At 71.0% G+C, this 21510-nt stretch carries 13 protein-coding genes; 5 read left to right on the top strand and 8 right to left on the bottom strand.

What is annotated here, in order from left to right; genetic code table 11:
* Positions 1–3: 3 nt before the first annotated feature.
* The gene (locus VGN74_RS11580; protein ID WP_327448329.1) at positions 4–1854 is read right to left on the bottom strand and encodes an alpha-amylase family glycosyl hydrolase; all 1851 of its coding nucleotides are present in this window, start codon (positions 1852–1854) and stop codon (positions 4–6) included.
* 285 nt (positions 1855–2139) lie between these two features.
* On the opposite strand from VGN74_RS11580, the gene VGN74_RS11575 reads away from it, so the two are divergent.
* The gene (locus VGN74_RS11575) at positions 2140–4902 is read left to right on the top strand and encodes a TonB-dependent receptor (RefSeq protein ID WP_327448327.1); all 2763 of its coding nucleotides are present in this window, start codon (positions 2140–2142) and stop codon (positions 4900–4902) included.
* A gap of 107 nt (positions 4903–5009) precedes the next feature.
* Positions 5010–6548, top strand: coding sequence for an MFS transporter (locus VGN74_RS11570; protein WP_327448325.1), 1539 nt, complete (start codon positions 5010–5012; stop codon positions 6546–6548).
* A 7-nt stretch (positions 6549–6555) separates the two neighbouring features.
* On the opposite strand, the gene VGN74_RS11565 is transcribed toward VGN74_RS11570, so the two are convergent.
* Together VGN74_RS11565 and VGN74_RS11560 are read right to left on the bottom strand one after the other, a co-directional pair.
* A complete protein-coding gene (locus tag VGN74_RS11565) occupies positions 6556–8265 on the bottom strand; it encodes an alkaline phosphatase D family protein (RefSeq protein WP_327448323.1) in 1710 nt (569 codons plus the stop codon).
* A 64-nt stretch (positions 8266–8329) separates the two neighbouring features.
* The gene (locus VGN74_RS11560; protein ID WP_327448321.1) at positions 8330–10888 is read right to left on the bottom strand and encodes a TonB-dependent receptor; all 2559 of its coding nucleotides are present in this window, start codon (positions 10886–10888) and stop codon (positions 8330–8332) included.
* 102 nt (positions 10889–10990) lie between these two features.
* Between VGN74_RS11560 and VGN74_RS11555 the strand changes: the two genes are divergently transcribed.
* The 3 genes from VGN74_RS11555 to rpoH all read left to right on the top strand — a co-directional run bounded on the left by VGN74_RS11555 (position 10991) and on the right by rpoH (position 13414).
* A complete protein-coding gene (locus VGN74_RS11555) occupies positions 10991–11989 on the top strand; it encodes an RluA family pseudouridine synthase (protein WP_414643559.1) in 999 nt (332 codons plus the stop codon).
* A gap of 31 nt (positions 11990–12020) precedes the next feature.
* Positions 12021–12323, top strand: coding sequence for a GNAT family N-acetyltransferase (locus tag VGN74_RS11550; RefSeq protein ID WP_327448319.1), 303 nt, complete (start codon positions 12021–12023; stop codon positions 12321–12323).
* Positions 12324–12529: 206 nt separating this feature from the next.
* Positions 12530–13414, top strand: coding sequence for an RNA polymerase sigma factor RpoH (gene rpoH, locus VGN74_RS11545; RefSeq protein ID WP_327448317.1), 885 nt, complete (start codon positions 12530–12532; stop codon positions 13412–13414).
* 15 nt (positions 13415–13429) lie between these two features.
* Here rpoH and VGN74_RS11540 read toward each other — a convergent pair whose 3' ends face one another.
* From VGN74_RS11540 to VGN74_RS11520, 5 genes are all read right to left on the bottom strand, one after another.
* Entirely contained in the window at positions 13430–14233 is an 804-nt protein-coding gene (locus VGN74_RS11540; RefSeq protein ID WP_327448315.1) for a response regulator, read from the bottom strand.
* Positions 14234–14324: 91 nt separating this feature from the next.
* Entirely contained in the window at positions 14325–15617 is a 1293-nt protein-coding gene (locus tag VGN74_RS11535; RefSeq protein ID WP_327448313.1) for an adenylosuccinate synthase, read from the bottom strand.
* Positions 15618–15696: 79 nt separating this feature from the next.
* The gene (locus tag VGN74_RS11530) at positions 15697–16851 is read right to left on the bottom strand and encodes a phosphoserine transaminase (protein ID WP_327448311.1); all 1155 of its coding nucleotides are present in this window, start codon (positions 16849–16851) and stop codon (positions 15697–15699) included.
* A gap of 5 nt (positions 16852–16856) precedes the next feature.
* On the bottom strand, positions 16857–17768 hold the full coding sequence (locus VGN74_RS11525) for a DnaJ C-terminal domain-containing protein (RefSeq protein WP_327448309.1): 912 nt from the start codon (positions 17766–17768) through the stop codon (positions 16857–16859).
* Between the two features lie 67 nt (positions 17769–17835).
* Positions 17836–21510, bottom strand: a complete 3675-nt coding sequence (locus VGN74_RS11520) for a baseplate multidomain protein megatron (protein ID WP_327448307.1) — start codon at positions 21508–21510, stop codon at positions 17836–17838.

Genomic DNA, 21510 nt, shown 5'->3' with positions numbered 1-21510 from the left:
TGGTCAAGCGGCGTCTCGCGTCGTGCAGATGAGATAATCGAGCGGGCCCAGGCTGACGCGGACGCTGCCGGGCGCCTGGGAGGTCGGGACGCAGGTCCCGGCGAGCGACCGCCAGCGGTCCGAGCCGACCTCGACCTCGATGGCGCCCTCGAACGGGGTCTCGGCGGTATTCAACACGACCAGGGTCTCGACGCCATCCAGCCGGCGCGAGAAGGCGAACACGCCGGCCCCGTCCTGCGAGGCGCGCACCACCTGGTCGCCGCGCGCGAGGGCCGGCTCGGCGCGCCGCACGGCCGCGAGGCTGGCGATCAGCCGGTACAGGGGCGCGTCGGTGTCGAAGTTGGCCTCCGCCGCCGTCGCGTCCGTGCCCAGCAGGACATTGTCGTTGTAGACGGCCACCTGGCTGGGGAAGAGCGGCTCGCGCGCGTCCTGGTCGCCGCCGTCGCCGACGAAACCCTGCTCGTCGCCGGAGTAGATCACCGGCGAACCGCGCCCGGTCATCAGCAGCACATGGGCCAGCTCGACCCGGCGCAGCACCTCGTCGGGCGAGGCGTCCGGGCGGGCCTCGCGCACGAAGCGCGCGAAGCGGCCCATGTCGTGATTGCCCAGGAAGGTCTGCAGCCGCCGCGCCGCCTCGGTCCCGCCGGCATAGACCGGGTCCTGGAAGTAGAGGCGCTCCAGCACGTCGGTCGCGCCGCCCCTGGCGAACACCTCGACCGCCGCGCCCTGGAAGGCGAAGTCGAGGACCGACGGATAGCTGTCGACGCGGGTGAAGCGGGCCAGGGCCCCGGGCTGGAACTCGTAGACCTCGCCGAAAATCTGGAAGTTGGGGATGCCGCGCGCCGCCGCCCGCGCCTGCATGGCCGGCACGAAGGCCTGCCAGAACTCCGGATTGACGTGCTTGGCGGTGTCGACGCGGAAGCCGTCGACGCCGAAGCGATCGATCCATTCGCCGAAGATGTCGATGAAGCCCTGAACCACCCGCGGGTTCTCGGTCATCAGGTCGTCCAGCCCGGCGAAGTCGCCCATGGTCACGGTCTCTGGACCGCGCCAGTCGCTGTCGCCGCGGTTGTGATAGAGCACCGGGTCATTCAGCCAGGCCGGAACCTTCACCCCGACCTCGGCCTCCGGCACGAACGGCGTGTAGGCATAGGACGGGTCGGTCAGACGCGCGAAGTTCTCCGCCGTCTGATGCGCCGGCCCGTCGCCGAGGAAGCCCGGATTGATCGCCGGCCCGTCCGGCCCGCCGCGCCGCTGGTACGGATAGTCCGCCCGCGAGCGATAGGCGCACGGCGCCTGGTAGCACTCGCGATACCGGATCACATCGGCGGTGTGGTTGGTGATGATGTCCAGATAGACCTTGATGCCCCGGGCATGCGCCGCGGTGACGAAGGCCTCCATCTCCGCATTGGTCCCGAAGTGGGGATCGACCCGGGTGAAGTCGGTGATCCAGTAGCCGTGATAGCCGGCCGACTCATTGCCGGGCGGTCCCTGCACCGGCTTGTTCTGGTAGATCGGCCCCAGCCAGATGGCGGTCGCGCCGAGCCCCTGGATGTAGTCCAGCCGCTGGATCAGGCCGGCCAGGTCGCCGCCCAGATAGAAGCCCTTGTGGGTCGGGTCGAAGCCGGTGACGAGCCGGTCGCCCTCAAGCCCGCCACGATCGTTGGACGGGTCGCCGTTCTCGAACCGGTCCGGCAGCATGAAATAGACCACCTCGTCCTCGGGCAGCCGGTCCCGGAAGGCGGCGTCCTGGGCCGCCGCAGGCAGGCCGGACAGAAGGGCGGCGGCGGCCAGACCGCTGGCCAGAACGCGGCGCAACCGCGTTGACGCGCCGGCGGCGCGGACCCGAGTCATCCCAAACTCCTCCCAGGAAGCGCGGCCCTCAGCCGTCTTTTGCAAACTTTTGCGTGGCGATTTTCACCGTGTCAACCCGGCCGGATCGGGGGCGCAGAGCGTGACATTTCTGCTTTACCATTATTTTTGCTGGCTTTTTTTCATTACCGCCCCGTTTCGATCACGGCCAGTTTATGGCGTCAGTAAGATTCGCCGTTGCAACTTGCCTCAAATTTGCGTTCTTTTGCGAACGTCAGGCCTACCGCGCATTCCAGAAGGCGGATGGCCCAAGGGAGGATAGAGGCCATGAGAACCCCGTCGCGCGCCCGGCTGCTGGCCGGCGCCGCCATGATCGCCATCTGCGGCGCCAGCCCCGTGCTCGCGCAGTCCGCACAGGACCCGCAGGACGCGACCGAAGTCGAAGAGATCGTCATCACCGGCATCGCGGCCGCGCTCGAGACCGCCATCGCCGAGAAGCGCCGGGCCACCTCGATCGTCGAGGTCATCGCCGCCGAGGACCTCGGCAAGCTGCCGGACCAGTCGATCGCCGAGTCGCTGGCGCGCCTGCCGGGCCTCGCCGCCCAGCGCATCGACGGCCGCGCCCAGGTGATCAGCATCCGCGGCCTCGGCCCGGACTTCACCACCGCCCTTCTGAACGGCCGCGAGCAGGTCACCACCGGTGACAACCGCGGCGTCGAGTTCGACCAGTTCCCGTCGGAACTGCTGTCGGGCGTCATCGTCTACAAGACCCCGGACGCGGCCCTCGCCGCCCAGGGCCTGGCCGGCACCGCCGACCTGCAGACCGTTCGCCCGCTGGAATACGGCCGTCGCGCCGGGGCCATCAACTACCGCTACGAGTGGAACGACCTCGGCTCGCTGAACGCCGGCGCCGAGGACACCGGCCACCGCATCAGCGCCTCCTTCGTCGACCAGTTCATGGACGACACGCTCGGCGTCGCCCTTGGCGTCGCCTACATGGAAACGCCCTACCAGAACGAGCGCTACAACGCCTGGGGCTATCCCAGCGTCGAGACCTGGCCGGCCTACATCCAGGCCAACCCCGCCGCCTACGCGGGCGCCGTCGGCCAGGCCATCCTCGGCGGGGCCAAGCCCTACGCCCAGTCGGGCCTGATCGAACGCACCGGCGTCATGGGCGTGGTGGAATGGGCTCCGAACGACCGCTTCCGCGCCACCGCGGACGTGTTCTACTCGGAGTTCGAGAACACCCAGATCCTGCGCGGCATCGAGATCCCGCTGTGGTGGGGCGACGCCTCGCGCGAGCAGCTGCAGCCCAACTACACCGTCACCGACGGTCTGATCACCCAGGCGACCTTCAACGGCGTGCGCGGCGTGGTCCGCAACGACCTGAACACCCGGGAGGCCGAGACCACCTCGCTGGGCCTGCGGCTGGAGTACGACCTGACCGACAACTGGGCGGTGTCGCTGGACGTCAGCAGCTCGACCGTCGACCGCACCGACCAGGTGATCGAGTCCTACTCGGGCTACGGCTACAACTTCGCCGGCGCCACGGACAACATCACCTACACCCTCGACAGCCGCGGCGTGGCCAGCTTCCAGACCGGCCTCGACTACACCGATCCGACGCGGATGGTGCTGACCGACCCGCGCGGCTGGGGCGGCTCGCAGATCCAGGCCGGCTATCTCAACTCGCCGATCACCGAGGACGAGCTGAACGCGGTGCGTCTGGCCACCACCTACACCTTCGCGGGCGGCCTGATCCGCTCGATCGAGGCCGGGGCCAACTTCACCTCGCGGGACAAGAGCTTCGTCTCTGACGAGTTCTTCCTGATCCCGTCCGGCGGAGTCACCTCGCGTCCGATCCCGACGGACTGCCTGCTGGAGCCGACCAGCATCGGCTTCCTCGGCTTCAGCATGATCAGCTACGACACGCAGTGCGTGCTCGACTCCGGCGCCCTGGCGCAGCAGCGCAACGCCAACTTCGACGTCGTGTCGAAGAACTGGGAAGTCAGCGAGGACGTCATCAACGTCTTCGTTAAGGCCAACCTCGAGGGCAGCCTCGGCCCGATCCCCTTCACCGGCAACGCCGGTCTGCAGATGATCGACGTCGATCAGTCGTCGAATGGCTTCGCCGCGACCAGCCAGATCAACGGCGTCTCCACGCCGGTGTCGGGTGGCGTCGAGTACCGGGACTTCCTGCCCAGCCTGAACCTGATCTTCGAACTGTCGCCGTCCGACGTGCTGCGCTTCGCTGCCGCCCGGGTGCAGGCCCGTCCGCGGATGGACCAGATGCGCGCCAGCCGGACCTACGGCTTCAACGAGCAGAACCGCAACTCGACCGACATCAACGCCGCCTACTTCGGCGGCGGCGGCGGCAACCCGGAACTGCGTCCGTGGGAAGCTGACATCCTCGATGTGTCGTACGAGCACTACTTCACGTCGCGGTCCTATGTGTCGATCGCCGGCTTCCTGAAGGACCTCAAGACCTACATCTACAACCAGAATGTGGTGCAGGACTTCTCCGGCCTGAACTTCCCGACCGCTCCGGGTCAGGGCGCTCCCGCCTCGTTCTTCGGTCTGTACAACTCGCCGCAGAACGGCACGGGCGGGACCATCGAGGGCGTCGAGGTCGCGGCCTCGCTGGCGCTCGGCGACTTCATCTCGCCGCTGGAGGGCTTCGGGATCGTGGCCAGCTGGGCCGACACCTCGTCGGACATCCAGCCCGAGCCGGGCAACCCGTCGCGCCCGATCGAGGGCCTGTCGGAGCAGGTCGCCAATGTCACCGTCTACTACGAGCGTGACGGCTTCTCGGCCCGGGTCTCGAACCGCTACCGCTCCGAGTTCCTCGGCGAGGTGGCCGGCTTCGGCAACGGCCGGACCTTCCGCACCGTGGCTGACGAAAACATCGTCGACGCCCAGATCGGCTACGAGTTCCAGTCGGGCCCGCTGGAGGGGCTGTCGCTGCTGCTGCAAGGCAACAACCTCACCGACGAAGAGTTCGTCACGCTGAACAACAATCTCGAGACCCAGCCGATCGACTATCAGGTCTATGGTTCGACCTATCTGATCGGCATCAACTATCGCTTCTAAAGTTCTCTCCTGAGAAACCTCCTGCCCCGGCCCTTGCGGCCGGGGCTTTTTTATTTGAATGATCGCGACCTGAACCGGCGAAAGACCGGCTGTGGAGGAGTTCGACCATGTCCAGCGCACCCGCCGCCCCGCTGCTGAGCCAGCGCCCCCGTCTGTCCGGCCTCGCCATCTGGAACATGTGCGTCGGCTTCTTCGGCATCCAGATCGGCTTCGGCCTGCAGAACGCCAACACCAGCCGGATCTTCCAGACCCTGGGCGCCGAGGTGGACTCGCTGGCCATCCTGTGGATCGCCGCCCCCCTCACCGGCCTGCTGGTGCAGCCGGTCATCGGCTACCTGTCGGACAAGACCTGGAGCCGCCGACTCGGGCGCCGCCGCCCCTACTTCCTCGTGGGGGCCATCCTGACCAGCCTGGCGCTGGTGGCCATGCCCAACTCCCCGACCCTGTGGTTCGCCGCGGCCATGCTGTGGATCATGGACGCCTCGATCAACATCACCATGGAGCCGTTCCGCGCCTTCGTCGGCGACAACCTGCCGGACGAGCAGCGCACCACCGGCTTCGCCATGCAGAGCTTCTTCATCGGCACGGGGGCGGTGTTCGCCTCGTGCCTGCCGTGGCTGCTGTCGAACGTCTTCCAGGTGGCCTCGACCGCGCCCGAAGGCGTGGTGCCCGACACGGTGCGCATCGCCTTCTACGTCGGCGCCGCGGGCCTGTTCGCCGCGGTGCTGTGGACCATCGTGACCAGCCGCGAGTACAGCCCGGCCCAGCTTGACGCCTTCGAGGCGCACCGCGCCCGGCTGGCCGGCGAGCCGGCCTTCGACCCGGCAGCCCGCGAGGCGCCGGCGCGCACGCCGCGCGCCTATCTGGTCGGCGGCCTCCTGTGGCTGCTGGTCGGGGGCGCGGCCTTCTACGGCGTCTGGGCTTTCGGCGTGGAGAAGGAGCTCTACATCTTCTCCGGCTTCGTCGCCGGTTTCGGCCTGCTGCAGATGGTCGTCGGGGCCCTGCACGCCGCCCGCACCGTCAACGGCGTGACGGAGGTGGTCGACGACATCTTCCGCATGCCGCGCACCATGGCCGACCTGGCGATCGTCCAGTTCTTCAGCTGGTTCGCCCTGTTCGCCATGTGGATCTACACCACGGCGGCGGTGACCTCGGTGCACTACGGAACGAGCGATCCGACCTCGGCCGCCTACAACGCCGGGGCCGACTGGGTCGGGGTGCTGTTCGGGGTCTACAACGGCGTCGCCGCCCTGGCCGCCTTCGCCATCCCGGTCGTGGCCCGCCGCACCGGCCGCAAGGGCGCCCACGCGATCAACCTGCTGCTGGGGGCCGCCGGCTTCGCCGGCATCTTCCTGATCCGCGATCCGCAGCTGCTGTGGCTGCCCATGATCGGCGTCGGCATCGCCTGGGCCTCGATCCTGTCGATGCCCTACGCCATCCTCTCGGGGGCCCTGCCGGCGCGCAAGATGGGCGTCTACATGGGGGTGTTCAACATCTTCATCGTCGTGCCCCAGCTGGTCGCCGCCACCCTGCTCGGGCTGGTGCTCAAGTACCTGTTTGAGGGGCAGGCCATCTACGCCCTGCTGATCGGCGCCGGCGCCTTCACCCTCGCCGCCCTCGCCTCCCTGCGGGTGCGCGAGCGCTGAGCCGGGGTCACGCTTCGCGAAGCGGCCCGGTCACGCCCGGCGCCCCGGCCTCGACCTCCCACGCCTTGAGAACGTCGAGGCGATAGGGCTTCTCGAGGATGGTCGAGACCGCCATCAGCTCGCCGCGGGCCCGCTCCGGCGTCAGGGTCAGGCGCACGAAGCCGCGCGGCTGGAAGTCGATGAAGGCCACCTCGGGGTTGGCGTCATTGACCGCCTGGTTGGCGAAGGCCGGCGGCAGGCCCAGCGAGTCCGCCGGGCTCGGGCTGCTGATCGCAGTCGTGCCGAACTCGACGCCGACGTCGGCCCCGGAGGCGTCCGCCAGTCGGTTGACCCAGAAGGTGTGGCTGTCGCCCGCCAGAACGACCGGGCGCGCGCCGGCCCGCTTGAGCGCCGCATACAGCCGCTCCCGCTCGGCCGGGTAGCCGTCCCAGGCGTCGAGGTTCAGCGGCACGTCCTGGCCGAACAGGCTGATCAGGCTGCGGATGCTCTGGCGCCGCTCTTCCGGCAAGGTCGCCAGCACGGCGTTGAGGGTCGCCTCGGGGATCAGGGCCCCGAAGTCCGGGGCCGTCACCCGCGCCATCACGACCTGGTTGCCGATCACCTGCCAGGCTGCGCCGTCGCGCGCGGCGACGGCGAGGTCGCGCTCCAGCCAGGCCAGCTGGTCGTCGCCCAGCAGGCGTCGATCCGGCGCGTTCAGCTTCGCCATGAAGCCGGCGCGGTCGGCGACCGGCTGCCCGTCCGGGCCCGTCGTGTAGAAGTCCGTGGCGTAGTCCAGCTGCTTCGTCCGGGCCATCAGCCGCGTCTCGAGCATGTGCAGCGAAGCCGAGCGGCCGAAGCGGAAACTGCGATAGGTTGCGGCCTCCAGCGACCCCTCCGCCCGCGGCTCGCGGATCGGCATCCACTCGAAGTACGCCTTCAGCGCCACGGCCTTGCGCGTCGCCCAGTCGCCCTCGTCCGGCTGGTGGTTCTCGGCCCCGACGTCGAAGCTGTCGTTGGTGGTCTCGTGGTCGTCATAGACCACGATCCACGGCGCCCGGGCGTGGGCCGCCTGCAGATCGGGGTCGGCCTTGTACTGGGCGTGCCGGGCCCGGTAATCGGCGAGGCTGACGATCTCGTGCGCCGGCTCCGGGATGCGGTTCAGACGCAGGCCGTTGACCATGCCGTAGTCGGTCGGCGCCGCGCCGTATTCGTAGATGTAGTCGCCCAGGTGCACGACCGCGTGCAGCGTCTCCTGCCGGGCAATGGCGTCATAGGCGTTGAACAGGCCGTTCGGGTGCAGCGAGCAGGAGCACACCGCCAGCACTACCGGGTCGGTCGAGGCGGCGTCCGGCAGGGTCCGCGTGCGGCCGACGGGCGAGCCGGTCCCGTCGGCGGCGATGAAGCGGTACCAGTAGTCCGTCCCCGGCTGCAGCCCCTCGGCCACCACCTTGACCGTGTGGTCGCGGGCCCGGCTGGTCGCGGTCACGCCCTCGGCGACGATGCGGCTGAAGGCGTCGTCCCCGGCCACCTGCCAGCGCAGGCGTTGATCGTCCTCCGCGTTGCTGATCCGGGTCCAGAGCAGCACCGAGGTCGCGTCGGGGTCGCCGGAGGCCACCCCATGCGCAAAGCTGACGGCGCCGCCGGTCCCCGGGGCGCGCGGCGGCTCCGGCGCGGTGGCGCAGCCGGCGGCGGCTCCGACCCCGAACAGACCCAGCAGGCGGCGACGATCAACGGTCATGGGCGAACTCCCGGAGGCAGGCTGGACGAGCGGGACCGCCGCAGGGACGGCCCCGCCCCGGTCATCAGTAGCGCAGGGTCAGGCCCACGCCCCAGGTCGTCGGCGCCCCGGCGATGAAGGTCGCGAGGCCCAGCGCATCGCCGGTGTTGCCGGCGTCCTTGAAGTATTCCTCGTCCAGCAGGTTGTCGCCGAAGGCCTCCAGCGACCAGTTGCTGTCCGCCGGGGTGAAGGCCACCCGCAGGTTGAGCAGGCCATAGCTGTCCTGCGTCTCGTCCTGCACGACGTCAGGCACCAGACCGCCCTGCAGGGCGGGCACGTCGTTATTGTCGTCGAAGAACACTTCCGACTGCCAGGTGTAGCTCGGGGTCACCCGCAGCTCGCCGCCGGCGAGGGCGAAACGGGCCGAGGCCCCGACCGAGACCTGGTGGTCCGGCGACAGGCGGAAGCGGTTGCCGTCGAAGCGGCCCACGTCGAAGCGCGAGCGGTTGTACGCATAGGTGGCGAACACATCGAGCATGTCCGCCGGCGTCCAGACGCCCTGCATCTCGACGCCGTAGGAGGTCGCCTCGCCGGCGTTGGTGGTGACGAACACCGCGCCTTCCTGGATCTGGGTCTGGAAGTTCTCGTAGCCATAGTAGAAGGCGGCCGTCTCGAAGCGCAGGGTTCCGTCGAGCAGGCTGGCGGCCTTGTAGCCGACCTCGAAGCTGTCGACCGTTTCCTCATCGACCACGCGGAAGCTGGCCTGGCCGCCGGTCGCGGACGCCAGCGGCGGGGCCGACGGGACGCTCGGCGACAGCACCGCCGGGCGGCGGCCGCGGGCGTAGTTGGCGTAGACGCTGGTGTTGGCGTCGATCTCGTAGCGGGCGGTCAGACGCCAGGTGAAGCCGTCATCCTCCAGCGACTGCTCCTGCACGGCGCCGCCGGTGGTCGGCTGGATGAACAGGCCGAAGGTCGGCACCGGGTAGGTGGCGCCGAAGGGGATCTGGCCGGCGTTGGGAGCGGCAAGGGCGCCCACGAGGCTGGCGCTGCGGATCGAGGCCCCGGCCAGCACCGAACCCAGCACGCTGCGCTGGCCGCCGGTCACCGCCGAGGCGATCCCCGAGGTCTTCTCGTCCGAGGTGAAGCGGATGCCGGCGCCCACTTCCAGCCGGTCGGTCAGATCGTAGCTGACGTCGGCGAAGACGTCGAACGACTGCAGGTCGGCCGAGTTGGTGACGATCTCGGTGTAGTTGGGGCTGAGGTTGGCGGCGATGGCCTGGCCTTGCTGGGCCGAAAGCAGAATCGTGTTGCCCGAGGAGGCCGCCACCAGCCCCTGCACGAGCGCGCCGGTGAAGGCCGTGTTGCCGAACAGGGCCAGCGGCGCGGGGCGGTTGGCGGCGAAGCCGGTGCCTGCGGCGCCGCCGTTAAGCTGCCCCGTCAGCAGCGCGAGGGTGGCCCGCTCGTCCCACTGCAGCGGCAGGCGCTGCGAACCGTCTTCCTCGAAATAGCCGGCGCCGACGAAGGCCCGGAAACGGCCGCCGGCGTCATAGTTCAGGCGCAGCTCCTGGCTGAACTGGTCGCCGGTCGCGTCTTCCGAGATGGTCAGGATGGGCAGGCTGATCCCGTCCGGATCGAACACCTCGACCGAGTCGAAGGTGCGGGCGGCGGTGATCGACGTCAGGCTGACCGAGTCGCTCAGGTCCCAGCGCAGGATCGCCGTGGCGCCATAGACCTCGCGGTCGAGTCCGAGCCGCGAGCCGTCAACGAAGTTCTGGCCGGCGCGCAGGGCCGCCGGCTCCCACGGCTCGGCCCCGCCGAGCACCGCGCCGGTGGCCGGGTCGGTCGGCACAAAGCTGCGGGCCTTGAACGAGGTGCCGGTCGAACCATCGCGCTGGTAGTTCAGGATCAGGTCGGCGCGGAAGGCGTCCGTCGGCTGCCACAGCAGCGACAGGCGGGCGGCCGAGGTGTCGACGCCGTTGAAGTCCTCGCCGCCCAGGGCGTTCTCCACCGAGCCGTCGCGCTGGCGGTGACGGAAGGCCAGGCGGGCGGCGAAGGTGTCGGACAGCGGCGCATTCACCACCGAGCCGAACTGCAGCAGGCCCAGCGACCCGGCCTGGGCCGAAAGCTCGCCCTCGAAGCCGGCCAGCGAGGCCTTGTTCTGGATGATGTTCACCGCCCCGATCAGAGCGCCGCGCCCGAACAGGGTCGACTGCGGGCCCTTGGCGATCTCAACGCGCTGGATGTCGAACAGCTCGACGTAGGAGCCGCGGGCCTTGGAGATCGACACCCCGTCCTGGAACACCGACACGCGCGGCTCGATATAGGCCTCGCCGGAGTCCGAGGTGATGCCGCGCATCACGAAGCCCGGGTTGTTCGGCGACTGGTCCTGCACGTCGAAGCCCGGCGTGAACAGGCCCAGCTCGTTGAAGTCCTCGACGCCGATTTCACGGAGGAACTCGCCGGAATAGGCGGTCAGCGCCGTCGGCACCTCGATGATCGACTGCTCCCGCTTCTGCAGGGTGACGATGATCTCGTCGACGGTGGTCACGCCCGGGTCGGCCTGCTGGGCCAGAACGGGCGAGGACAGGCAGGCGGCGAGGCCGGCGGACGCCAGCAGCCAGGACTTGGTGCGCGCAACGGTCATGATAAAGCTCCCCAATCCCCATCAGATCAGGGGATCATGGAAGGGCCGTTAAGCGTCGCCGGTGTCCGGCCAACGACAGGGTGACGACCAGCGGATGAAGCCTTGACCGATGTTTTCGAGACAGATGATCCGGAGACGGACGCCGGCGCGACGGTGCTGGAGGTGCGCTTCACCGGCGACGAGGGGCGGCTCGACCGGGCCCTGGCGCTGGCCCTGCCCGACCTGTCGCGGGCCCGCCTGCAAGCGCTGATCGCCGCAGGGGCCGTCAGCCTCGACGAGGCGCCCGTGCGCCAGGGCTCGGCCGCGGCGCGGGCCGGCCTGTACCGGGTCGCCGTCCCCCCGCCGGAGTCCGCAGATCCTGAACCCGAGCCCATTCCCCTGACGGTGCTGTTCGAGGACGCCCACCTGATCGTGGTCGACAAGCCGGCGGGGATGCCGGTGCACCCGTCGCACGGTCACGCGCGCGGCACCCTCGTCAACGCCCTGCTGCACCATTGCGCCGGCAGTCTGTCCGGGGTCGGCGGCGTGGCCCGTCCGGGCATCGTCCACCGCCTCGACAAGGACACCTCGGGGGTGATGGTGGCGGCCAAGAGCGACGCCGCCCATGCCGGCCTGTCGGCCCTGTTCGCCCGCCACGACATCGACCGCAGCTACATCGCCCTGACCCGGGGCGCGCCCCACCCGCGCGCCGGCCGGGTCGAGACCCGCCTTGGCCGCTCGACCGCCGACCGCAAGAAGATGGCGGTGCTGCGCAACGGAGGCCGCGAGGCGATCACCGACTACGCCACCCTGCGGGTGTTCGGACCGGACGGCCGCCCCCTCGCGGCAGAGGTCCGCAGCACCCTGCACACGGGCCGCACCCACCAGATCCGGGTGCACATGGCCCATCTTGGCGCGCCCCTGCTGGGCGATCCGGTTTACGGCTCCGGCGGCGTCAGCCCGGTGGTGCGCGAGGCGGTGGCCGCCTCCGGCCTGACCGGCCAGGCCCTGCACGCGGCGGTGCTGGGGTTCGTCCATCCCGTGACCGGCGAGGCGCTGCGCTTCGAGTCCGCCCCGCCCCCGGCCATGCAGGCGCTCGCCGCCGCCCTCTCGGCCCTGTAGCCTCGGCCGGCACGAAACCAGGGAGACGGCCATGACCGGCGAGGTGCGCGACAACCCCGAGGCCCGGCGCTACGAGCTGGAGCTCGACGGCCAGGTCGCCGTCATGACCTACAACCTCAATCCGCCGCAGCTGATGATCACCGAGACCCTGGTGCCCGAGGCGCTGGAGGGCCGGGGTCTGGCCAGTCGCCTGGCCGCCGCCGTGGTCGCCGATGTCCGGGCGCGCGGGCTCGTCCTGCTGCCGGTCTGCCCCTACCTCGCGGGCTGGCTCCAGAAGCATCCGGAGCACGCGGATGTGGTGCATCCGACCTACCGGGGCATTCTCGGCCTGTGAGGCGTCGCACAGGTCCGTCTTGTAAAAGGACTGACTATCGGCTAGGTACCTGTGGCGGCGAGGACGCAGGTCGCGGCCTGCCGTGACGATCCGCCCCTTTCGCTCGAGGCAACCGATCGCCATCTTGCCGATTGAGGGGTGAGGGCCTGGTGCACAGCAGTGGCCGGCCGGGACGCCTGCTCGCTGAACAAGGTCGGAGGGACCACATGGCCAACAACGCGCTCGCGATCATGTCGCCGGAACAGGGACTGTCGCGCTACCTTTCGGAAATCCGGAAGTTCCCCATGCTGAGCAAGGACGAGGAGTTCATGCTCGCCAAGCGCTGGTCGGAACACCAGGACCCCGAAGCGGCCCACAAGCTCGTCACCTCGCACCTGCGCCTCGTGGCCAAGATCGCCATGGGCTATCGCGGCTACGGCCTGCCGATCGGCGAGGTCATCTCCGAGGGCAACGTCGGCCTGATGCAGGCCGTCAAGAAGTTCGACCCGGACAAGGGCTTCCGCCTCGCCACCTACGCCATGTGGTGGATCCGCGCCTCGATCCAGGAATACATCCTGCGCAGCTGGTCGCTCGTGAAGATGGGCACCACCGCGGCGCAGAAGAAGCTGTTCTTCAACCTGCGCAAGGCCAAGAGCCAGATCTCCGCCTTCGAGGAAGGCGACCTGCGTCCCGAGCATGTCGAGGCCATCGCCACCAAGCTCGGCGTGACCCAGCAGGACGTGGTCGACATGAACCGCCGCCTGTCCGGCGACGCTTCGCTCAACGCGCCGCTGCGCGCCGACGGCGAGAGCGAGTGGCAGGACTGGCTGGCCGATGACACCGCCGTCTCGCAGGAGACCCACCTCGCCGAGAGCGAGGAGCGCGACATCCGCATGGGCCTGCTGCAGGAGGCCATGGAAGAGCTCAGCGAGCGCGAGAAACACATTCTCACCGAGCGCCGCCTCAAGGACGACCCGGTGACCCTTGAGGAGCTGGCCGGCCACTACGGCGTCAGCCGCGAGCGCGTGCGCCAGATCGAGGTGCGGGCGTTCGAGAAGCTGCAGAAGGCGATGCGCGCCGCCGCGCTCGAGCGGAACCTCGTCGACGCCTGACGACCGGGGCCGGCGTCAGCCGGCCTTGGCGAAGGTGTCCGGGGCGGCCAGCTCAAGAACACGGCCCACCGGTCCGCTGAGCATGGCCTTGGTCGGCGTCGGACCGGTCAGGGTTGTCTCCAGCGCCGCCACGGTGACCGCCAGCCGCGCATCCGCCGCCTTGATCGCCAGCTGCTTGAGGGCGTTGGCCTGCTCCCGGATCGACCGCAGCGCCTGGGCCGGGTCGCTGTCGAACTGGTTCAGGGCCGAGGCGAGGATACGCATGGCCTGGTCCTTGACCGCCGCCGGGGCGGCCTTGCCGGCCACGTCGCTCTTGCGCTTCCGCGCCCCGCTGTATTCGCCCGAGTTGAAGCGCCGCCGGTCCGGACCGACATAGCCGACCGCCTCGATCCAGTCGCGCTGCCGGGTCGCCACCACCTCGATGCGCTTGAGCACGTCGCCGGCGGTGAAGGGCTTGCGCACGAACTCGTGCACGCCGCAGTCGCGCGCGCCCTTGATGGCGCTGGCCGTGGCCTCGGCGGTGACCATGATGATCGGGACCTGACGGCAGCCCAGGTGCGAGCGACGCAGGCGACGGGTGAAGGACTCGCCGCTCAGCCGCGGACCGGCATGCTCGACGAAGATCACGCCCGGCTCGAGATCACGGCAGATCTCCAGCGCCATCTTCTCGTCAGCCTCCAGCACGACCTCGCGCGCGCCCAGACCCTTGAGCAGATCGGCGATGAGCTTGGCGGACGCCACATTGGGGTCGACGATCAGCGCCCGTCGGACGACCGGCGCGATCTTCGCCGCGTTCTTGGGATCCGTCGTAAAGACCACCGTACACCTCTCCACCCCTGAAGCGGCGGCATAGTGCACGGACGGGGTTAAGCGGGCCTTGCCAGACGGGGACGTCTGGCAAGTTTTGCAATCAGCCCGCGAACGGGTCCTGCATCAGGATGGTGTCTTCGCGCTCCGGGCTGGTGGACAGCAGGGCCACCGGGGCCTGGATCAGCTCCTCGATCCGACGCACATACTTGATGGCGTTGGCCGGCAGGTCCTTCCACGAGCGCGCGCCCTGGGTGCTTTCGGACCAGCCTTCGAGGCTCTCGTAGACCGGCCGCGCCGCGGCCTGGTCGCGCATCCCCGCCGGCAGATAGTCCAGCACCCGGTCGCCGACCTGATAGCCGACGCAGATCTTCAGGGTCTCGAACCCGTCCAGCACGTCCAGCTTCGTCAGGGCCACGCCGTGGATGCCGTTGACGGCGATCGACTGGCGCACCAGCACCGCGTCGAACCAGCCGCAACGCCGCGCCCGGCCGGTCACCGTGCCGAACTCGCGCCCGCGCTCCCCCAGCCGCTGGCCGTCGGCGTCGGTCAGCTCCGTCGGGAACGGCCCCGAGCCCACGCGCGTGGTGTAGGCCTTGACGATGCCCAGCACATAGCCGACCGAGCGCGGCCCGAGGCCCGAGCCGGCCGCCGCCTGCCCCGCCACGGTGTTGGAGCTGGTCACGAACGGATAGGTGCCGTGGTCGACGTCCAGCAGCGTGCCCTGGGCGCCCTCGAACAGGATGCGCTTGCCCTCGCGATAGGCGCGGTCCAGCTGCCGCCACACCGGCTCCCCGGTGAACCTCAGCACGCCGGGGGCGACCGCCAGCAGCTCGGCCTTCAGCGCCGCCGGATCAATCTCTGGCAGGTCCAGGCCCTTGCGCAGCGCCCCGTGGTGCGCGAGCAGCCGCTCGATCTTGGCGTCCAGCGCCTCGGGATCGGCCAGGTCGCCCACGCGGATGGCGCGGCGGCCGGCCTTGTCCTCATAGGCCGGGCCGATGCCGCGGCCGGTCGTGCCGATCTTGCCGGCGCCGGCCTGGGCCTCGCGCGCCCCGTCGAGATCGCGGTGCAGCGGCAGGATCAGACAGGCGTTGTCGGCCAGCTTGAGGATGTCCGGGGTGATCGCCACGCCCTGCGCCTCGATCCGCCCGATCTCGTCGAGCAGGGCCCAGGGATCGACCACGACCCCGTTGCCGATCACCGAAGGCTTGCCCTGCACCACGCCCGACGGCAGCAGGCTGAGCTTGTAGACCTTCTCGCCGACCACCAGGGTATGGCCCGCGTTGTGGCCGCCCTGGAAGCGGACCACCACATCGGCCCGGTTCGACAGCCAGTCGACGATCTTGCCCTTGCCCTCGTCGCCCCACTGGGCGCCGACCACCGCGACGTTCGCCAAGTCCCACTCTCCACGGAATGCGCGGCGTCGCTATAGACGGCCCCGCGGCGAATGTCGTCCCGGCGCGGCCGATTTCTGCTCAGAGCTCGGCGATCGCCGTGGCGAAGGCCCAGTCCAGCCAGGGCGTGGCCGCCGCCACGTCCGCCGCCTCGACCGTGCAGCCGCACCAGATCCTGAGGCCGGCCGGGGCGTTGCGGTGGCCCTCCACGTCATAGGCGGCCCCGGCCTCCTCCAGCAGCGCCTTCATGCGCCAGACGAAGGCCTGACGCGCCGCATCGTCCAGCGCGGTGACGCGCGGATCGACGATCTTCAGGCACACCGAGGTGGTCGAGCGCGTGGCGGGGTCCTTGGCGAGGAAGTCGATCCAGTCGGTCCGCTCCACCCATTCGGCCAAGGCCGCGAAGCTGGCGTCGGTGCGGCGGATCAGCTCGTCCAGCCCGCCGATCCGGTCGGCCCACTCCAGGGCGTCGATCCAGTCCTCCAGCGTCAGGACCGAGAAGGTGTTGATCATGGTGCCAGTCGCCAGCGCCCGGTTGAACCGCCCGCCCTCGGTCAGGCGCAGCAGCTTGGGCACCGGGAAGCGCGCCTCGACCTCGTCCAGCCGCTGCACCGCGCGCGGCGACAGCACCGCCACGCCGATCCCGGCCTCGCCGCCCAGCGCCTTCTGGAAGGAGAAGGTCGTCACATCCAGCTTCGGCCACGGCAGGGGCATGGCGAAGGCGGCCGAGGTGGCGTCGCAGATCACCAGCCCCGAACGGTCATCGGCGATGAAATCAGCGTTCGGCGCGCGCACGCCCGAGGTCGTGCCATTCCACGGAAACACCAGATCCTTGGCCGGATCGACGCGCGCGGTGTCGGGCCAGCGGCCCCAGGGCGCCTCGAGGATCTCCGGGTTGAGCTTCAGGTGGTCGCGCGCATCCACCGCCCACGTCTTGCCGAAGTTCTCGAACGCCAGCAGCTGCACCGGCCGCGAGCCCAGCAGGCTCCACATGGCCGATTCCACCGCCCCGGTGTCCGACCCGGGGATGTAGGCCAGAACATAGTCGTCCGGCGGGGCCAGCACCTTGCGGGTCAGCTCCAGCCCGTAGGCGAAGCGGGCCACCACCTCCGGCGCGCGGATGCCGCGGCCCAGCAGCTCGCCCGGCAGGCCCTCGAGCGTCCAGCCCGGCCGCTTGGCGGTCGGCCCGGAGGAGAACCACGGGCGCTGCGGCTTGACGGCGGGCGGGGTCGGCATGGCGGTCAGCGTCCCGGCTGGTAGGGACGCTTCGCGCGCCACTCTTCGGAGAATTTCAGCAAAGCCTCGTCCGGCGATTCCGGCAAGGCGACGAGCAGCCTCACCTTCAGGTCGCCGCGCTGGCCGTTGGCGTAGCCGCCGCGCCCCTTGAGGCGCAGCACCTGGCCGGTGTTGCTGCCCTTGGGAATGGTCAGGTTGACCGTCCCGTCCGGCGTCCGCACCGGCGCCTTGCCGCCGAGCACGGCGTCCGGCACCGACACCATCAGGTCCATGGTCAGGTCCGCGCCCTCGACCCGGTAGAGCGGATGCGGCTGCAGCTTCAGCTCGATCAGGGCGTCGCCGGCCTCGCCGCCGCCCCGCCCGGCCGCGCCCTGGCCGCGCAGCCGGATCACCTGACCATCGCCGGCGCCACGCGGGATGGCCACGTCGAGCGTGCGGCCGTCAGTGAACTGGATACGTCGCGTCGCCCCGGCGATGGCGTCCTCCAGCGAGATCTCGAGCGTCGCCCGCACGTCCGCACCACGCCCGCCGCCGAAGCCGCGCCCGGCCCCGCGCGCGCCGGCCCCGCCGCCGAACATGCCGAACAGCTCGTCGAGGTCGATGTTCTCGAAGCCGGCGCGGCCGCCGCCAGGTCCCGGCCCATAGCCGCCGCCGGACTGGCCGCCGCCGCCGCCGAAGCCGCGGAACTGCTCGCGCCCGTCGGCGTCGATCTCGCCGCGGTCGAAGCGCCGCCGCTTCTCCTCGTCGCCGAGAATGTCGAAGGCCGCCGTGACCCGCTTGAACCGTTCGGCCGCCGCCGGATTGTCCCGGTTCTGGTCGGGGTGCAGCTGCTTGGCCAGCTTGCGGAAGGCGCTCTTGATCTCGCCCGCGCTTGCGCCGCGCGCCACGCCCAGTTCCTTGTAGGGATCTCCCGCCACGGGGACGCCACCTGCACCAGTGTTTCGACGGCGTCCAGTTAGGGGCTTCGGCGGCGTTCGCAAACCTCTAGATGTCGAGGAACGCCGGATCTCCCCAGCCGAAGCCGGGACCGTACTGCGCCACAGCCAGCGTGAGGCCGCCGTAGATCGCCTGGTCCGCCGCCAGATCGTCCGCCGGATAGAGCGCATGTCGGGCGGTCGTCTCGAACCGCCGCACCTCGACCTCGCCCGCCAGCACCCGCACCGCGAAACGCTCCGGCCCGTCCACCCCGTCCGGCTCGCCGTCCCAGCCGTCGCCACCGATCCGCACGCGCGGGATCCAGCTCACCACCAGCCCCGCCGGCGTCGCCAGCGCCCGCAGATGGGCCGGGCTCCACGGCGAGGCCTGCCGCCCCTGCCAGACGGCGTTCAAGGTCGCGGCGGTCGGGCCTGCCGGCGCGCCGTCGGGCGCGGCCCGCCACAGCCGCGGCAGTCCCTTCTCGTCGGCGCGCACCGCGACCCGCGCGCAGGTCTCCGGGACCACCACCGGCGCCCCCGCCGCCGCACCTGTCGCCCGCGCCTCCGTCCCCAGCTGACCACGCAAGAGACCGGTCAGACGCCAGCGCCCGCCGCCCTGCAGCTCGGCCTGGCGGTACTGCAGCAGTTCCCAGGCGTCGCCCACGGCCACCGCCAGCAGGCCCTCGCCGGCCAGCACCCGCGCCGCGGACCGGCTTTCGGGCGCCGTCCCCTCGATCTCCAGCTCCAGCCCGCCGCTCTCCTGCCAGCGGCCGGTCGGTCCCGCCGCCAGCGGCGCGGTCAGCCGCCCGACCGTGGCCGGCGTCTTGACCCGCGTGCGCAAGGTCAGGCTGTCCGCCTCATCCCCGGCCCACACCGCCATCGGTCGCCACGGGTCGAGGGCGACCGCCGCCAGCGGCCGGCCGTCGGTCTCCGCGCCCGGCAGGGGCGGCAGGTCCAGCAGCGCCAGCACCGGCGGCGACCCCGGGGGCGCCGGGGGCGGGGGATCCGCCACGGGCGGCGGCGGCGGCTCTGACGCGACAACCGCAGTCAGCGGCTCCAGCGCGACTCGCGTCCCCGCCGCCTCATCCGCCAGCGCCGCCACGCGCCAGCGGCTCCCGTCCTGACGACGCGCAGCGTCGCCGGGCTCCAGCCGCAGCCGGGCCAGCGGCGCCAGCCGCGCCTGCGCCGTCTCCCGCGCCGCCGCCGACGCCAGGGTCCGCACCGCCACCGCCGCGGCGACCGGCCGGGCGCAGCTGATCGGCAGGTCGAGCGTCACCCGCGGCCCGTCGAGCCCGGCCACCGCCAGCGCCGCCCCGGTCTGATAACCGGCCCCGTCGTCCACATGACGCACCTGCACAGAGGCCGCCGGCTCGCCTGGCTCGCGCACCGTCGTCCAGACCGGCGCATCATCGGGCAGCAGCAGGTCGTCGTCCGCCAGATCCAGCGCCGGTTCGGCCCGGTCCGGGGCCAGCACCGCCACGCGCCCGTCGCGCTCCGCCAGCCGGGCGTCGACGGCGGTCAGCAGCGGGGCCAGCGCCTCGCGCACCCGCATCGGCCGCGCCGCCACCAGCCCGGTCGGCCCCTCCGGCACAGGCTCGACGCGCATGTCGTCGTCCGCCACCCCGCCGCGGCGCAGCACCTCCCGGATCAGGTCGCTGGCCTCGCCGGTCAGGCGGCCATTGAGCCAGTGCCCGGTCTGCCACTGCGGCGCATCGGCCCAGACCTCGGTCAGGGCCGGAAAGGCCGGGTACGGCCGCGCATCCCAGCACCAGACCTCCGCCCCCGCGATCATCGCCCCCCCGTAAACCGGCGAGACGGGGTTGCGCGCCGGATCGGCGATGACGTCCAGCAGGGCCGCCAGCAACCGACGCTGGATCCGGTCGTCACGACCGCCGCGCGAGAAGGGCGGCGCGGCGCTCTCGCTGCTCTTGGGGTCCTGGAACAGGTTCGGCGCATTGCCGCCACGGTCGACGGCGGCGCAACCGATCTCGGTCAGCCGGATGGGCTTCATGCCAGGGACCCAGGCCGTCGGGGACGGGCTGCGCAACCCGCCGACCCGGTCATGGTGCGGATTGCCCCACCAGCCGGCCAGGTCCTTGGGCCGGAACACCCAGGCCTCGCCCCAGCCCGTATCCACGATCGGCGTGCGCGCCTGCGCCGCCCGCGCGGCGTCATCGGCATAGTACCAGTCGAAGCCCTCGCCCCCGTCGACCTGCGCCGCCAGATAGGCCGGATCTTCCGGGCCGCGATATCCGGCCAGGGCGTCGAGGTGATCCTCGCCGTCGCGCCAGTCGCCCATCGGCGGGTACCAGTCGATGGCCACGTGATCGAGCGCCGGGTCGGCCCACAGCGGATCGAGGTGAAACAGCCGGTCGCCGTCCGCCGTCTGACAGCCGAAGTATTCCGACCAGTCCGCCGCATAGGACAGGGACGGCCCCGGCCCGATCACCGCCCGCGCCCTTCCCGCCAGCGCCCGCAGCCGCGTCACGGCCGGGAAGCCGCCGTCGCTGGCCCGACTGGTAGTGAGGCCGCGCATCTCCGAGCCGATCAGCAGCCCGTCCGCCCCGGTCTCCGCCGCCAGCGCCGCATGGTGCAGGATGAAGCGGTCGAACCCCTCCGCCCCGTCGAAGAAGGCGGCGATGTCCGCCGCCGCCGTGGCCGGGTCCCCCGCCGTGATCCGTCCGCGCCACGGATAGCCCTCGCCGTCCATGAACAGGAAGGGGTAGAGCACGACCTCGAGGCCGCGCCGCTTCAGCTCGGCCACCGCCTCGCGCACCGTTTCGTCCGACGGCGTGCCGCCATAGGCGGGCCGGCCATCCACCTGCGACACCACATGGGCCGTCGCCCGGGTCTCGCCCGCCACGCTCCAGTCCAGCGGCGCAGTGGTCTTGTCGCGCCGCTCCACCCCGGGCCGGATGCGGCAGGTCCCGGCCTCCAGGCTGTCGCCGAACCAGCCGATCACCAGATTGACCCGCCGCAGGTTCGGGCACTGGGCCTCCAGCTGGTCCAGCGAGACGATCAGGTCCGGCCGCCCGTCCGCGGCGTGGACATTCTCGGCCGCGACCGCGGTCAGGCCGGTCCGTCGCAGCACCGCCTCCGTGGCCAGGGTGAACTCCCCCGCCCCGGGGATCAGGCACACCCCGGCCAGTCGCGCCTCCAGCTCGCTCCCGTCGCCGCGCGGCCGGCGGAACAGCTCGGCGCTGATCATCGGCGGCCGATTGCCCCAGACCGCCAGCGGCAGGTCCTCGAACACCAGATAGGCCACCCCGCGATAGGCCGGCGCCTCGCCCTCGACCGCCGCGATCAGCGGGTCCGGCCCCTGCGTCTCGTCGCCCCGGTGCAGCCGCCAGCTGACCCCGGTCAGGTCCATCGGCTGGTTGTCGGCCCAGATCCGGCCGACGCCGTCGATCGGCCCCTCGCACAGGGCCACGGCGAAGCTCAGGGAATAGGCGTAGTCGCGTCGCGCCGGCCCGCCCTTGCCGCCGCCCTGCTCCAGCCGCCGCTCGCGGAATCGCGACGCCCAGATCACCTGACCCGCCACCCGGTTGCGGCCGATGGCGAAGGCCAGCCCCGCCCCCTCCGCCGCCGAGGTCAGCCGTAGCCCGTCCAGCCGCGGCCCCTCCCGCGCCGGCGTCAGCGCCCCGACCAGGGCGTCGTCCAGCGCCCGCCCGGCCACCGCCCCGATCAGCCGCCCCGCCGGTCCGGCCACCGCCGCCCCGACCGAACTCAGGATCACCTGGGCCAT

The organism is Brevundimonas sp. (genome assembly GCF_035998205.1).
Lineage (GTDB): Bacteria > Pseudomonadota > Alphaproteobacteria > Caulobacterales > Caulobacteraceae > Brevundimonas.
Note: the sequence above shows the minus strand (reverse complement) of the source record. Positions and strands in the feature narration are given on the sequence as shown.